Origin of the sequence: Achromobacter insuavis, from assembly GCF_902859645.1 — a bacterium.
Taxonomy (GTDB): Bacteria; Pseudomonadota; Gammaproteobacteria; order Burkholderiales; family Burkholderiaceae_B; genus Achromobacter; species Achromobacter insuavis.
Genome location: NZ_CADIJR010000009.1, coordinates 56,742 through 70,342, shown reverse-complemented (window position 1 = coordinate 70,342; position 13,601 = coordinate 56,742). Strand labels below are relative to the sequence as shown.

Genomic DNA, 13,601 nt, shown 5'->3' with positions numbered 1-13,601 from the left:
GCCCCTCACGACACCGCGCCCCGCCCGTACCTGCCGGTCAGCAGCGCGCCGCGCGCGAACCGCTCCAGCGCGTAGGGCGCCAGCGGCACGTCGGTCGCCAGCCCCAGCGCCTCCTGCGCCAGCACCCGGCCGACCGCGGGCGACAGCTTGAAACCGTGGCCGGAAAAACCGAATCCCGCCACCAGCCCCTCCACGCCGCCGATGCGGCCCAGCACCGGATTCCAGTCCGGCGTCACGTCGTACACGCCGGTCCAGGATGACGCCAGGCCGGCTTCGGCATACGCCGGAAAGCGCGCCGCCACCTGTTCGCCGACCGCCGCCACGTAATCCAGCGGGATGTCGCCCTGCTCGGTCTCGCCGGGCGGCAGCTTTTCACCGACGGTGCCCTCGCTGACCAGCATCTGGCTGCCGCCATAGCTGCGGCAGTACAGCATGCCGGGCGAGGCCAGGTCCTTGTAGACCGGCATGGAATAGGTATAGGGCGCCGCCGCGCATTCCAGCGCCAGCACGGCGTGGCGCTCGGGCGCCAGCGGCAGCGCCACGCCGGTCCACGCCGCCAGTTCGGCGGTCCAGATGTTCTGGGTGCTGACGACCACGTCGCAGGCGTAATCGCCCTCGGACGTGGCCACGCCGGTCACGCGCCCGCCTTGCCACGACAGGCCGTGCACGGCGACGTTCTCGCGGATCGTGACGCCGCGCCGGCGCGCCGCCCGGGCAAAGCTGGTGGCGACCAGATAGGCGTCGGCAAAGCCCGCCTCGGGCTCGAAGCCGATCAACGCGGCATCGTGGAAATCGGCGATCGGCAGCAGTTCGCGCGCCTGCGCCGCGTCCAGCCGCTGCACCGGAATGCCCTGCGCCTGCTGCTGCGCCAGCGCGTCGGCCAGCGGCGCGCGCTTGTCGTCGTCGGCCGCCGCGATCAGGTAGCCGCAGCGCACCAGGCCGCTGGCCGCGTCCTCGTCGCCGACATAGGCGGCGAAATCGGTGAAGGCGCTCCACGAGCGCCGCGCCAGCTCGACGTTCTCGCGCACCGAATAGTGGGTGCGCAGGATGCCCGAGGACTGCGCCGTGGTGCCGGCGCCGATGGTGGCGCGGTCCAGCACCAGCACGCGGGTCGCGCCCAGGGCCGCCAGATGGTAGGCGACCGAACTGCCGACCACGCCCGCACCGATCACAATCACGTCATAACGCTTCACGGCCACACTCCCAGGATGAATGGCGGCAGTGTGACGCGGGCGGCGGCCGGCGCCGGTTGTATCGGCGCGGCGAATACTGAATAGAAGCGCGGCCTCAGATGGCCTCGGTGTACAGCTCGACCCGGATATGGAAATTGTCGATGCGGTCCCAGCGGGCCCGCGAGGAGACCAGCGTCTCTTCGGAGGCGAACACGATCAGGTAATCGCGCCCGGTGCGCGGGTCGCGCCAGGATTGCGGCGGCGCCTCCCAGCCGCAGCAGCGGTAGTGCAGCGGCTGCAGGTCGAAGCGTTGTCGCAGGTAGCGTTCGACCCCGGCGGCCGCGGTGCCGTCCAGGCGGTAGCGCGCCACCAGCGGCTTGCCCTGGCCGTGCAGTTCCTGGCGGCAGCCCTGGTATTCGATGGACTCGGGCTTGTCGCCGAGCGCGGCCAGGAAATCCTCGCAACCGGGGGTGGGCGCGGCCTGCGCCAGCGCGGCGGCCGATGGCAGCAGCAGCACCGCCGGCAACAGCAGGGTTCGCAACCAGCGGGTCACGGTCATCATGCGCGCTCCGTTTTTCGTGCCAGCCGCCAGCGCATCAGGTCGTCCGCGCCGGGCCCGGCTTCCACCCGCAGGTCCTGGTGGCCCACGCGCGCGCCGGTGCCTTCCTCGACCAGTCCGAGTTCGACGCGGCGGCCGGTCTGCGCGTTCATGAACCGCAGCGGCGGCCCGCCGTCCGGCTGCCATTGGTCGCCGACCTGGGCCAGCGCCTGCAGCACCAGGGCGATATCGCGGCCCTTGGCGGTGGGCAGATATTCATGACGATCGGGGCCGCTCTGGTACAGGCGGCGTTCGATCAGCCCGTTCTGTTCCAGCTGCCTGAGCCGGTCGGCCAGCGTCGCGTTGGCGATGCCGGTCGAACGGCGCAGGTCATCGTAGCGCCGCAGGCCGAGCACCAGGTCGCGCAGGATCAGCATGGCCCAGCGGTCGCCGACGGCATCGAGCACCGTGGCGATGGAGCAGACCATTCCTTCAAAACTCTTGGAGCGCATGGATTCCCTTTGCCGTGCCGCCGGAGCGCGGCCACCGCAGTATCGCAGCCGGGCGGACAACGCTCAAGCCTCCCCGCCACGGCCTTTGCTTTACAACTTCAATAATTGAAGTCAATAATTATACTAACTGATCGACACCGCCATTCCCCCTGGCCGCCCCTGCCGGACGGCCGTCGCCCCTCCTCAAAAAGGAACCCCGCCATGCCGCTCTGGAACATCTATCACCCGCAGGACGCCTTCTCCGACGCCGACAAGCAGGCCATCGCCGAACGCATTACCGCGCTCTACACCGACCTGCCGAAGTTCTACGTCGGGCTGGTGTTCCACCCCGTGCCCAAGTCCTCGTTCTTCATCGGCGGCGAACGCGCCGACGACTTCGTGCGCATCTCGGTCGACCATATCGCCCGCCAGATCCACGAGGACGAGACCCGGCGCCGGTTCCTGGGCGCGGTCGGCCGGCTGCTGGCGCCGTATGTCGCGGACCGCGGGCTGCGCTGGGAAATCCATATCGATGAAACGCCGTTCGGCCTGTGGACCATCCAGGACATGCGGCCGCCGGTGCCCGGCACGCCGCAAAGCGAGCAGTGGCGCGCCGACAACCGGCCGAGCACGCCCGCCTGACGACGCCGCTCCCGGCGCGACCGCGCCGGCCAGGCATTGATGCGGTTCAGTTCCGCCGCGTCAGTGCCGTCGCATCAGCGCGGCCGCGCGGCGGTGGACGGTTCGCGCCACGACACCGTGGCGCCGCGCCCTTCCTCCGCCAGGAACTCCACCAGCGCCGGCAGCGACGCATCCATCGGCCGGTTGGCGTGGATGCGCATCACATAGCCCCACGAGCCGCGCATGCGCAGGCCCGGCGTCAGCGCCACCAGCCGGCCGCTGGCCAGTTCCTCGTCGATCAGCGGCGCGCGTCCCAGGGCGATCCCGACGCCCGCCGCGGCCGCCGCCACCACCGTGCTCAGGCCGCTCAGCACCAGCGGATCCTGGCCCGCGCTTTCCGGCAGGCCGAGGCGCGGACGCCAGGTGCGCCAATCGGTCTCGGGGCTGTCGATGTGCTTTTCCTCGAGCCAGCGATGGCGCGTGAAGACGGCCGGATCGTCGCGCTCGTCCGGCGCGACCAGCGCCGGGCTGCACACCGGCACCACCGTCTCCGTCATCAGCGGGATATCGCCCGGCGCGGCCAGGTGCGGACCCAGGCCGCGCACGTGCAGGAACGCCAGGTCGATGTCCTGCGCCTTCCAGGCCGGGTCCTGGCTGGCGTGCAGGAACACCTGGATGTCGATGTCGGGGTGCAATTCGATGAAACGGCCGATGCGCGGCGCCAGCCACAGGGCCGCCAGCGACGGGTTGGCCGACACGTTCAGGTTGTAGCGCCGCTTGCCGCGGGCGCTGGCCCGGGCATTGCGGCAGGCGGTCTCCAGCAGGGTCAAGGCCTGTTGTACGGAAGCCAGCAAGGCGGCACCGGCCTCGGTGGTTTCCGCGCGGCGCACCGTGCCGCCCCGGCGCAGCAGGCTCACGCCCAGGTCGGCCTCCAGCGCGCGCAGCTGATGGCTGACGGCGCTCTTGGTGACATTGAGTTCGGCCGCGGCGCGGCTGAGACTGCCCAGGCGGGCGACGGCCTCGAAGGCGCGCAGCGCCGCCAGCGGCGGCATGTGGGTGGGCAGGGTCGACATGGGTTGAGTTTATCTCAACCCATGATTGAATAACTATCGCTATCGCCACGGCCCGGGATGCGTGACCATGCTGGCTCTGGAGGGAGCATTGATATGTATTTCGATTCGAGGCTTTGGCAACTGACCGCGGGGCTGCGCGCCGGCATGGCGGGCGGCATATTCCTCGGCCTGCTGGCATTGGGGGCGGGCATCGCCCGCTACGTTTTCCTGGGCCAGCTGCTGGCGCGCGTGTTCGACGGCGCGCCGTGGCAGGACTGGCTCGCGCCGGCGCTCTGCGTCGGCGCCATGGTGTTGCTGCGCGCCCTGCTCGACCACCTGCGCACGGTGCAGGCCAACCGCAGCTCGGCCCAGGTGCAGCAGACGCTGCGCGCGCGGCTCTACGACCGCATCGTGTCGCTGGGGCCGGCCTGGTTCGCCAACCAGCGCACCGGCGGCGTGATGCTGACGGTGGTGGACGGCGTGGAGCAGCTGCAGACCTTCTTCGGCCAGTACCTGCCGCAGGTCGCCATCGCGGCGGCCGCGCCGTTCGCGATCTTCGCCGTCATCGCCTTCTGGGACGTGCCGACCGCGCTGGTGTTCCTGGTGGCTGCCCTGTTCGCGCTGTTCGGGCCGATGGCCGTGCACATGCTCGACCGCCGCGCCAGCCTGGCGCGCACCCGCTCGCTGAACGAATTCGGCGAGGAATTCCTGGACGCCGTCCAGGGCCTGCCGACGCTCAAGTCGTACGGCCAGGGCAAGACCTGGGGCGAGCGCCTGGCCGCGCGCGCCCGGGCGCTGTCCGACAACACCTTCTGGGTGCTGTCGGTCAGCCTGCTGACGCGCGGCATCAGCGACCTGGGCGTGGCGCTGGGCGCCGCGCTGGCGCTGACGGTCGGCGCCTGGCGCGTGGCCGCCGGCGACATGAGCGTCGAAGCGCTGCTGATCGTGCTGATGGCCGGCACCGAGATCTTCCGCCCGCTGCGCGACCTGCGCTCGGTGCTGCACCGGGGCATGCTGGGCCAGTCGGCCGCCGTCAGCATCCATGCGCTGATGGACGCGCAGCCGCTGACCGCCGCCCCCGCCGCGCAGGCGGGCGCCGCGCCGGCGCGGCTAGATCCGACCATCGAGTTCGACGCGGTGGCGTTCTCGTATTCGCCGCAGCGGCCCGCGCACCAGGGCCTGTCGTTCCGCATCGCCGCCGGCGAGCGCGTCGGCATCGTCGGCCCCAGCGGCGCCGGCAAGTCCACCATCGTGCGCCTGCTGCTGCGCGAATGCGTGCCGCAGGCCGGCGCCATCCGCGTCGGCGGCCACGACGTCAACCAGCTCGACACGCAGACGCTGCTGGGCCAGATGGCCCTGGTCAGCCAGGACATCACGCTGTTCCACGGCACCATCGACGAGAACCTGCGCCTGGGCCGGCCCGACGCCAGCCACGAACAGGTGCGCGCCGCCGCCCGCGCCGCCAACATCGACGACTTCATCATGGCGCTGCCGCAGGGCTACGCCACCCGCATCGGCGAGCGCGGCCTGCAACTGTCGGGCGGCCAGCGCCAGCGCGTGGCGATCGCCCGCGCGCTGCTGCGCGACGCGCCCATCCTGATCCTGGACGAGGCGCTGTCGTCGGTCGACACCGAGAACGAGGCCTTGATCCAGCAGGCGCTGGACCGCCTGATGGCCGGCCGCACCACGCTGATCCTGGCGCACCGCCTGGCCAGCGTGATCGGCGCCGACCGCTGCCTGGTGCTGGACCAGGGCCGCGTGGTCGAGCAAGGCCCGCATGATGCGCTGATGCGCCAGCACGGCCTGTACTACCGCCTGATGCACGAACAGGCCCTGGCCTTGAGCGCGCCGGCCGCGCCGACCGCGCCGGCCGCGCCGCTCGCCGTCGCGACCGCGCGCGATACCACGCCCGCCGCGCACGCCAATGACGATGAATCCGGCGGCCAGGGCCCGGCGCTGCGCTCGCTGGACGCCGATGCAGACCAGGTCGGCTGGCGCGCCACGCTGGCCACGCTGCTGTCGGTGGTGCGCCCCTGGCGCGGCACCCTGATCGCCACCATCCTGCTGGGCGTGGCGCGCGTGGCCGCCTTCATTGGCGTCGGCGTGCTGAGCGCGCTGGTGGTGGCCGCCATCCGCGACGGCCGCGACACGTCCTCGCTGATCATCGGCCTGCTGATCGCCGCGCCGCTGGCCGCGCTGTTCCACTGGCTCGAATCGTGGCTGGCGCACGCCATGGCCTACCAGCTGCTGGCGGACATGCGCGTCAAGCTCTACGACAAGCTGGAACGGCTGGCGCCCGCCTATCTGCTGCAACGCCGCTCGGGCGACCTGGTGGCGCTGGCGACGCAGGACGTGGAAATGGTCGAGTACTTCTACGCCCACACCATCGCCCCGGCCATCGTCTCGGTGCTGGTGCCGCTGTCGGTGCTGGGCTTCCTGGCCTTCTACAGCTGGCCGGTGGCGCTGGCGCTGCTGCCGTTCCTGGCCTATGCGCTGGTGTCGCCGGTGCGCGGCCGCCGCAAGGTCGACGCGCTCGGCGACCGCGCCCGCCACGCCCTGGGCGAGATGAGCGCCCACACCACCGACACCATCCAGGGCCTGGCCGACCTGACTGCGTTCCAGGCCACCGGCCGCCGCCGCGACGAATTCCTCAAGGTCGCCGACCAGTACCGCGTGCGCCGCCTGGACATCCTGCGCGACCTGTCGCGCCAGACCGCCTGGTTCGAGACCGCGATGGGCCTGGGCGGCCTGGCCGTGGCCGTGGTCGGCGCGCTGCAGGTGTCGGCCGGCGCGCTGTCGGCCAGCATGCTGCCGCTGCTGGTGCTGATCGCGCTGGCGACCTTCCTGCCGGTGTCGGAGATCTCGCAGGTCAGCCGCCAGCTGGCCGACACCATCGCCGCCACCCGCCGCCTGCACGTGGTCAACAACGAACCCGAGCCGGTCACCGACGGCCCGCTGCCGCCGCCGGCGGCGCCGCACGGCCTGTCGCTGGCGTTCGACCACGTGTATTTCACCTATCCCGGCAAGAGCCAGGACACGCTGCGCGACCTGAGCTTCACCGTGCCGGCCGGCGCCACCGTGGCCGTGGTCGGCGCCTCGGGCGCGGGCAAGAGCACCGTGGCCAGCCTGCTGCTGCGCTTCTGGGATCCGCGCCAAGGCGCGGTCAAGCTCGACGGCGTGGACGTGCGCCAGCTGCGGCTGGACGGCCTGCGCGAACGCGTCGCGCTGGTGACGCAGGACACCTATCTGTTCAACGACACGCTCGAAGGCAACATCCGCCTGGCGCGCCCCGACGCCAGCCGCGAGGAACTGGCGCTGGCGCTGGAACAGGCCGCGCTGAGCGATTTCGTGCGCAGCCTGCCCGACGGCCTGGCCACGCGCGTCGGCGAACGCGGCATGCAGTTGTCGGGCGGCCAGCGCCAGCGCATCTCGATCGCGCGCGCCTTCCTGAAGAACGCGCCGGTGCTGATCCTGGACGAAGCCACCTCGCATCTGGACACCCTGTCGGAGATGCAGGTGCGCGGCGCGCTGGACGTGCTGATGCGGCACCGGACCACGCTGGTGATCGCGCACCGCCTGGCCACCATCCGCGACGCCGACCTGATCCTGGTGCTGGACAACGGCGCCCTGGCCGAGGCCGGCACCCACGACCAGCTGCTGCGCAAGCAAGGCGCGTACGCCCGGCTGGCCAGCCACCAGGGCGCGCGCGACCTTACCGCCGGTAGCGCAACGTCTCTTCCGACGTAGCGTTGCGCCGCACCTCGTCCGCCGTGAACCACACCCGCTTGCTGCCGAAAGTGTTGTACAGGTCGAACTGGTCGCGGGTGTGCGGCGACGGCGTGCCGTCCGGGGCGACGAAGCCGCTCTGCCCCGGCGCCACCACGTCCACCGCCCGCACCGACTTGCCGTCGAACACCGTCATGTTGTTCTCGGTGCCGCGGTTCTGCGTGGCCGGATAGCTCAACACCGCCTTGGCGTCGGCCTGCGGCACGCCCAGGAAGTTCTTGGGCGCGAACACCATCGGCGGCGCCGGGATCTTCCACGCGGCCGGATCCTGCCCATAGGCCTGGCGCAGCGCCGTCAGCGCATCGTCCAGCGCCGCCAGGATGACGTCATCGGCGCGCGCGCCATTGAAGAAGTCATAGCGCTGCGGCACGCCGGCCTCGGGGCCGGCCAGGGCGTTGAACAGCACCTTGACGCCGGCGGTCAGGTTGAGGGAACCGGTGGCCGGCGCCTGCGGCGTCGGGTAGCCGGTGGCGCTGTACCACTTGAAGAAGTCGGCCGGCATCTCGTCGGCCAGCGTGCGCTTGAGCATGGCGCGCAGCCAGGCGTCCATCACCGCCGGACCGGCGTTGTCGAAGTAGCCCGGCTCGCGCTCGCTGGTCGCCATGCCGTCCCACGCCGCCAGCCCCGCCACCAGCCGCACGCGCGGATCGTCGGCCGGCAGCCCTTGCACCGCGCGCTGCAGGAACGGCAGGAAGTGGCGGCGGTTGACGTCGGCGTAGCTGGTGGTGCGGATCAGGTCCCACATCTGCTGCGCGCTGACCTTGCCGCCATTGGCGGTCATGGCCTTCAGGCGCGTCTCGATCTCGGCGTAGCGGTCGGCCTGGCCCCAGACGATGGCGAACAGGTCGGTGGACGGATAGCCGCGCATCGGCTGGTTGTTCCAGTTGGCGATGAAGCCCTGGCGCGGGTTGTAGACCTGCGGATTGGTCGAGAACGGCAGCAGGCCCTGCCAGTCCATCTCGCCCGTGCCCGGCACCGGCAGGCGCGGGTCGTGGCCCGGGCGGCGCTTGGGATAGAAGCCGGTATGGGCGTAGCCGATGTTGCCGCGGTCGTCGGCGTAGTACCAGTTGATGGTCAACGCGTGGCGCGCCGCCTGCGCCTTCCATTGTTCCCAGTTGGCCGACTGCGTCTTGCGGGTCCAGGCCATCAGCGATTGCAGTTCAAAGCCTTCCCAGGCGCGCGCCTTGGCGTAGGCCACGTGCTGCGCGTCGTCGAACTTGACGATCAGGCCGTGCACGCTGCGGTAGACGTCCAGCGCCACCGGCGCGGCGTCCTTCACCAGGATCAGGTCGGTGCGCTTTTCCAGCGTCTTCCATTGGCCGTCGTGGAAATAGCGAGTGCGGTCGGCCGGATCGAGTTTCTCGGCGAAGATGTCGACGTCGTCGCCGAAGCCGGCGGTCGAGCCCCAGGCCACGTGCGCGTTGTGGCCGAACAGGATGCCCGGATAGGCGAACGGCGTATTGCCGACCACGTCGAAGCCGGCGCCGTGCAGGCCGATGCCGTAGGTGTAGGCCGGGTTCCACCAGCCGAACTGCGGACCGTTCAGCAGGATCGAACGGGCGTCCTTGGCATGGTCGCGCCCCACGATCCACATATTGCTGGTGGTCGGGAAGCCGGCGATCCCGGGCTGGCCCGACTGCGCGTACTGCTCGGCCAGCCGCGCCCGCAGCGCCGCTGGCGCGCCGTCGACCACGCCGCGGGTGGCCGGGTCGCGCACCACGCGCTCGAGCATCGGCGGCGTGCCGTCATAGCGCGGCAGCGCATAGGCCAGCTTGTCCGCGCCTTCCGGCTGGAATACCGCCGGCTGGTAGCTGCCCTCTTCGGGCGGCACCGTGGTCGGCGCGCGGCTGTCGGTCAGCCAGCGCAGCTGGTTGAAGATGCGCATGGCCTCGGCGTCGCCGTGCCTGTCCTTCAGCGCCGTCAGCAGCGCCAGGTTGTCGATCTCGCTGTTGGCGTCCGAGAAGCGGTTGGCCATGGTGCCGATGAAGATCATCGCCACGTCGTAGGCGGTCCAGTCGGCCGGCGCGAAGCCCAGGTCGTTGAACTCCTTGGGCATCAACGCGCCGGGCTGGGCCCGCACCCGCGCCAGCCAGGCGTTCATGCCGGCCGCGTAGCCGTCCAGCACCTGGCGGTCCGAGGCCGGCAACGCCGCCAATTGGCGCTGGATGCGCTCGGGCGAGAAATTGGCGCGGATCGACTTGTCGAACCCCACCATCGATGCGCCCAGCACCTCGGCCACCCGGCCCTGGGTGCTGCGGCGCGCCATCTCCATCTGGAACAGCCGGTCCTGCGCCACCGCGTAGCCGTAGCCGTAGAAGATGCCGTACACCGTGTCCGCATAGACGTGCGGCATGCCATAGGCATCGCGCCGGATCGTGACCTTGCCATCGGCGCCCTGCGGCCGCGCCGCGACCGCCTCGGCGGCCTGTCCGGCGGCTGTCGCCGCGGGTTGCGCCACGGCCTGCGCCGCCATCGCGGGCAGGCACGAACTGGCCGCCAACAGGGCGGCCGACAACACATGCTGCTTCATTGAATCTGTCTCCGTATCGAATGGGACCGCGCCGCGAGCCTGCCGCGGGCGATGGCGGCGCCTCTGCCGGGCACCGTCCGCGGACCATGATACGGACGCCCAATCTATAATTCCAATGCATTTGATTCATATGATTCATGCGGTTGGAACATGGACTTCCAGAAACTCAAGCACCTGCTCGCCGTGATCGAACACGGCACCTTTTCGCGCGCCGCCGACAAGGTCAACCTGTCCCAGCCCGCGCTCAGCCGCAGCATCCAGGCGCTGGAAACCGAACTCGGCCTGCCGCTGCTGGACCGTGGCACCCGCCAGGTGCGCCTGACGCCCTACGGCGCCTGCGTGGCCGAGCGCGCGCGCCGCATGCGCTATGAAGAAGCCGAACTGCGGCGCGAGCTAAAAACCCTGGCCGGCGGCGAATCGGGCGCCCTGTCTATCGGACTGAGTCCCACCCCCGCCTCGCTGCTGCTGACGCCCTTCCTGGCCCACATGGCCACCCGCCATCCGCAGGTGCGCGTGGCCGCCGAGCTCGGCGCCACCGCCGCCCTGCTTGAGCAGTTGCGCGCCGAACGCATCGACGCCATGGTCTGCGACGCCCGCATGCTCTACGGCGCCGCCGACATCGACACCCGCCCGCTAGCCCCCCTGCGCGCCGGCATGGTCTGCCGCCAGGGCCACCCCATCCTGGCCCACCGCCGCCCCACCATCGACCACATCCGCCAGTACCCCGTCGCCTCCAGCACCCTCAGCCCCGAGGTCGCCCTGCGCCTGGCCGAAACCCTCGGCCCCGCCGGCGCCCCCGAACAGATGGTCACCGTACGCTGCGAAAACCTCGACCCCCTGGTCCACCTGGCCCTCACCACCGACACCCTGCTGCTGGGCGTCATCTGCGTCACCCGCCACGAACAACAAGCCGGCCGCCTGGTCGAAGTCCCCCTGCCCCCCGACCCGCAACGCCAGGGCCACTACGTCCTCGCCCGCCTGGCAGGCCGCAGCCCGCTGAAGGCGCAGGACGCGCTCTACACCTTCACCCAGCAATGCTGGAACGACTTCGCCGCGTTCCAGCCAAAACAACCGCCGCCAGCAAGGCCCAAGAAGGGAACGCAAGCGCCACCGCCCCGCCAAAAACCCTGAGCCAAGCCAGCCCCGTCGGCGCCAGCGACAACACGACAGCAGCCCCCAGAACACCGACGGCAAGCCCCGACACAAGACCGCAACGCCCCGACGCCCAACGCCCCGCCGCCCCAAGAGCCCGCCGCCCAAAAAGGCCGCCCGCGCGGCCGACTTGGGCGCCCCCGCAAGACCTTCCGCGACAGCACCCCGCCCAGAAAAACCCAAGCACACCCCCCGCCCCGACGACACGCGCCAAGGCAACACGCGAGCCCGTCGCGGCGGCGGTGGCGCGCGCGCGGGGCGTCGATGCGCCCGAGGGAATCCGAAGGCAGCCGCCGGCAGGCGGCAACGAGGATGACGCAGGGGCAGTCCGGAGCGAACGCTCCGGACCGCAATCGTTGCCCCGCGCGCGTGCCACCGCCGCCGCGGCGGGCGCCCCAAGAACCCCGCTCACGGCAAGCAAAATCAAAAGCAGCAGCAGCAAAAAAAACGCCCGGATCACCCCTCCGGCAACCACTCCTCCAACGTCACCTCAAACGTCATACAAACCGGATTAGCCCCCGGCACAAACACCCCCCCATGCACCCGCCCCGCCGGATCCGCCACCACCCCCGACAGCGACGCCACCACCGACCCGTCGGCCTGCGCCCGCACCTCTCCCGCCAGGCTCACGATCTCCACCGCAGGCCCCTCCAGCCACCGCACCCCGCCCCCCCGCGCATACAGGCAGGCATCCACCAGACTCCCCAGCGCCCCCCGCACGAACGCATTCCGGAACCCCTCCGCCAGGCACAGCTTCTCCACCGCCTGCACCAAATCCTCGTTGGGCCCGATGCGCGCATACGCCACCCGCCCCATGCTTCCGCTTTCGACCTCGGCCGGCATCATCGTCAGATCTCCCGCGGCTGCAGCAGCCGCAAATTGGTTTCGGCGTCATAGGTGGCGCGCAGCTCGAACCCTTCCAGCGCCGTCACCAGCACCGTCACTGGCGCCGCGCCCACGATCGTCGTCTGCGGGATCAGGTGCCCTCCCAGCAGCGCGCCGCTCTCATCGCAGAAGGCCGCGTGGCAGTGCACCAGCGGCTCGCCCGCATCGCCCTTGCCCAGCGTGGCATTGCCGAAGATCAGCGTGGACGCGCCCGCCGCGATCGGCGCGGTGTACGCCACCACCCGCAGATGGGCCGGGTCCGGCGGCGCCGTGCAGTAATCGAGATGGCTGAAGGCGCCGCTCAGCAGCGTCATCGAGGCGTTCGCCACGCCCAGCGGCGCCAGCCCATCGACCAGCGCCTCGAACAGGCTGGCGCCGGGCTGCAGCGCCAGGCGGATGTGGCGGCCCTGCCGCGCGCAGCGGCTGTGTATCCGTACCGGGTTGAAGGCTCCCGGGTGTATCAGCGTCCTGGGGCGGGGCAATACCGGTGATCCCCGCAACGAACGATCCACGGTGGTGGTTCGCATGATGTGCACTCCGTGCGCTTGTGGCGCAAGATGGGAATGAAAGCTGAAAACGCCGGCGTCAATGCACCGCCGGCAGCATGCCCGCCGCGGTGAAGCCGCCGTCCACGCAGATCACCTGTCCGGTCACGTAGCTGGACAGCGATTCGTCCAGCAGCCAGCCGATGGTGCCGTTCAGTTCCTCCGGCGCCGCGTAGCGATGCTGCGGCACCACCTGGCGCCAGGCCGCGCGCGCCTCGTCGGTGTGCATCTGCCCGACCAGCGGCGTCTCGATCGGCCCCGGCGCCACCGCGTTCACGCGGATGCCGTAGGCGGCCAGCTCCACCGCCATCACCCGCGTCAGCGTCACCACCCCGCCCTTGGACGCCCCGTAGGCCGCGCGGCCCGCGTTGCCGCGGATGCCCGACACCGAGGCGATGTTCACGATCGAACCGCGGCCGCGTTCGCGCATGCGCCGGGCCGCCTCGCGCGCCACCACGAACGACCCCACCAGATTCACTTCCAGGATCCGCCGCAGGAGCGCCGCGTCGGTCTCCAGGAACGGCACGTCGCGGCCGATGCCGGCCGAATTGACCAGCCCGGTGATCGGGCCGAAATCGGCCTCCAGCCGCGCCATCGCCTCGGTCACCTGCGCCTCGTCGGACACGTCCAGCCGCACGCAGCCCAGGCGTTCCGCGGGCGCCAGGCCACGCACCTCGTCTAACCGCTCCTGCGACACGTCCGCCACCAGCACCCGGCGTCCCGCGCCCAGCAGGCCACGCGCGACGGCCAGGCCGATGCCCGACGCGCCCCCCGTGACCAGTACCGCATCCTGCGCTCCATCCATGATTCGGTCTCCTCGTTGTGTACT

At 70.9% G+C, this 13,601-nt stretch carries 11 protein-coding genes; 3 read left to right on the top strand and 8 right to left on the bottom strand.

All coding sequences use genetic code 11. The annotated features are described in order from the left end of the window. Nucleotides 1-5: 5 nt before the first annotated feature. The 3 genes from H0523_RS07555 to H0523_RS07545 all read right to left on the bottom strand — a co-directional run bounded on the left by H0523_RS07555 (nucleotide 6) and on the right by H0523_RS07545 (nucleotide 2,198). Nucleotides 6-1,193, bottom strand: a complete 1,188-nt coding sequence (locus tag H0523_RS07555; protein ID WP_054432130.1) for an NAD(P)/FAD-dependent oxidoreductase — start codon at nucleotides 1,191-1,193, stop codon at nucleotides 6-8. Nucleotides 1,194-1,287: 94 nt separating this feature from the next. Next, entirely contained in the window at nucleotides 1,288-1,734 is a 447-nt protein-coding gene (locus H0523_RS07550) for a DUF4952 domain-containing protein (RefSeq protein ID WP_054432131.1), read from the bottom strand. Then, nucleotides 1,731-2,198 (bottom strand): winged helix-turn-helix transcriptional regulator, encoded by a 468-nt coding sequence (locus tag H0523_RS07545; protein WP_231689897.1) that lies wholly within the window; start codon nucleotides 2,196-2,198, stop codon nucleotides 1,731-1,733. Before H0523_RS07545 ends, H0523_RS07550 begins: the two co-directional genes overlap by 4 nt. Before the next feature lie 225 nt (nucleotides 2,199-2,423). Here H0523_RS07545 and H0523_RS07540 point away from each other — a divergent pair, with 225 nt between their 5' ends. After that, a complete protein-coding gene (locus H0523_RS07540) occupies nucleotides 2,424-2,843 on the top strand; it encodes a tautomerase family protein (protein WP_054432135.1) in 420 nt (139 codons plus the stop codon). A gap of 74 nt (nucleotides 2,844-2,917) precedes the next feature. Here the strand turns inward: H0523_RS07540 and H0523_RS07535 are convergent, their stop codons facing one another. Continuing rightward, nucleotides 2,918-3,895, bottom strand: a complete 978-nt coding sequence (locus H0523_RS07535; RefSeq protein ID WP_054432136.1) for a LysR substrate-binding domain-containing protein — start codon at nucleotides 3,893-3,895, stop codon at nucleotides 2,918-2,920. A 93-nt stretch (nucleotides 3,896-3,988) separates the two neighbouring features. On the opposite strand from H0523_RS07535, the gene H0523_RS07530 reads away from it, so the two are divergent. After that, a complete protein-coding gene (locus H0523_RS07530; protein WP_054432138.1) occupies nucleotides 3,989-7,621 on the top strand; it encodes an ABC transporter ATP-binding protein/permease in 3,633 nt (1,210 codons plus the stop codon). On the opposite strand, the gene H0523_RS07525 is transcribed toward H0523_RS07530, so the two are convergent. Next, nucleotides 7,587-10,190, bottom strand: coding sequence for a penicillin G acylase (locus tag H0523_RS07525; protein ID WP_054432140.1), 2,604 nt, complete (start codon nucleotides 10,188-10,190; stop codon nucleotides 7,587-7,589). The two genes, H0523_RS07530 and H0523_RS07525, sit on opposite strands and share 35 nt — an antisense overlap. Before the next feature lie 150 nt (nucleotides 10,191-10,340). On the opposite strand from H0523_RS07525, the gene H0523_RS07520 reads away from it, so the two are divergent. Then, nucleotides 10,341-11,321 (top strand): LysR family transcriptional regulator, encoded by a 981-nt coding sequence (locus H0523_RS07520; protein ID WP_054432142.1) that lies wholly within the window; start codon nucleotides 10,341-10,343, stop codon nucleotides 11,319-11,321. 477 nt (nucleotides 11,322-11,798) lie between these two features. Here H0523_RS07520 and H0523_RS07515 read toward each other — a convergent pair whose 3' ends face one another. Genes H0523_RS07515 through H0523_RS07505 form a run of 3 tightly spaced genes read right to left on the bottom strand, consistent with a single transcriptional unit; the run spans nucleotide 11,799 to nucleotide 13,577 of the window. Next, nucleotides 11,799-12,188: a PPC domain-containing DNA-binding protein gene (locus H0523_RS07515; protein WP_054460905.1), complete on the bottom strand. Its 390-nt coding sequence runs from the start codon at nucleotides 12,186-12,188 to the stop codon at nucleotides 11,799-11,801. 2 nt (nucleotides 12,189-12,190) lie between these two features. Further along, a complete protein-coding gene (locus H0523_RS07510) occupies nucleotides 12,191-12,754 on the bottom strand; it encodes a PPC domain-containing DNA-binding protein (protein WP_054432144.1) in 564 nt (187 codons plus the stop codon). A 58-nt stretch (nucleotides 12,755-12,812) separates the two neighbouring features. Further along, complete coding sequence (locus H0523_RS07505; RefSeq protein ID WP_054432146.1) at nucleotides 12,813-13,577, bottom strand: SDR family NAD(P)-dependent oxidoreductase; 765 nt, start codon at nucleotides 13,575-13,577, stop codon at nucleotides 12,813-12,815. Between the last annotated feature and the right edge of the window lie 24 nt (nucleotides 13,578-13,601).

Excerpts from the sequence above, each read along its gene's own strand:
- H0523_RS07550 (WP_054432131.1), bottom strand. The coding sequence starts at position 1,734 with ATGATGACCGTGACCCGCTGGTTGCGAACCCTGCTGTTGCCGGCGGTG.
- H0523_RS07545 (WP_231689897.1), bottom strand. The coding sequence starts at position 2,198 with ATGGTCTGCTCCATCGCCACGGTGCTCGATGCCGTCGGCGACCGCTGG.
- H0523_RS07540 (WP_054432135.1), top strand. The coding sequence starts at position 2,424 with ATGCCGCTCTGGAACATCTATCACCCGCAGGACGCCTTCTCCGACGCC.
- H0523_RS07535 (WP_054432136.1), bottom strand. The coding sequence starts at position 3,895 with ATGTCGACCCTGCCCACCCACATGCCGCCGCTGGCGGCGCTGCGCGCC.
- H0523_RS07530 (WP_054432138.1), top strand. The coding sequence starts at position 3,989 with ATGTATTTCGATTCGAGGCTTTGGCAACTGACCGCGGGGCTGCGCGCC.
- H0523_RS07525 (WP_054432140.1), bottom strand. The coding sequence starts at position 10,190 with ATGAAGCAGCATGTGTTGTCGGCCGCCCTGTTGGCGGCCAGTTCGTGC.
- H0523_RS07520 (WP_054432142.1), top strand. The coding sequence starts at position 10,341 with ATGGACTTCCAGAAACTCAAGCACCTGCTCGCCGTGATCGAACACGGC.
- H0523_RS07515 (WP_054460905.1), bottom strand. The coding sequence starts at position 12,188 with ATGATGCCGGCCGAGGTCGAAAGCGGAAGCATGGGGCGGGTGGCGTAT.
- H0523_RS07510 (WP_054432144.1), bottom strand. The coding sequence starts at position 12,754 with ATGCGAACCACCACCGTGGATCGTTCGTTGCGGGGATCACCGGTATTG.
- H0523_RS07505 (WP_054432146.1), bottom strand. The coding sequence starts at position 13,577 with ATGGATGGAGCGCAGGATGCGGTACTGGTCACGGGGGGCGCGTCGGGC.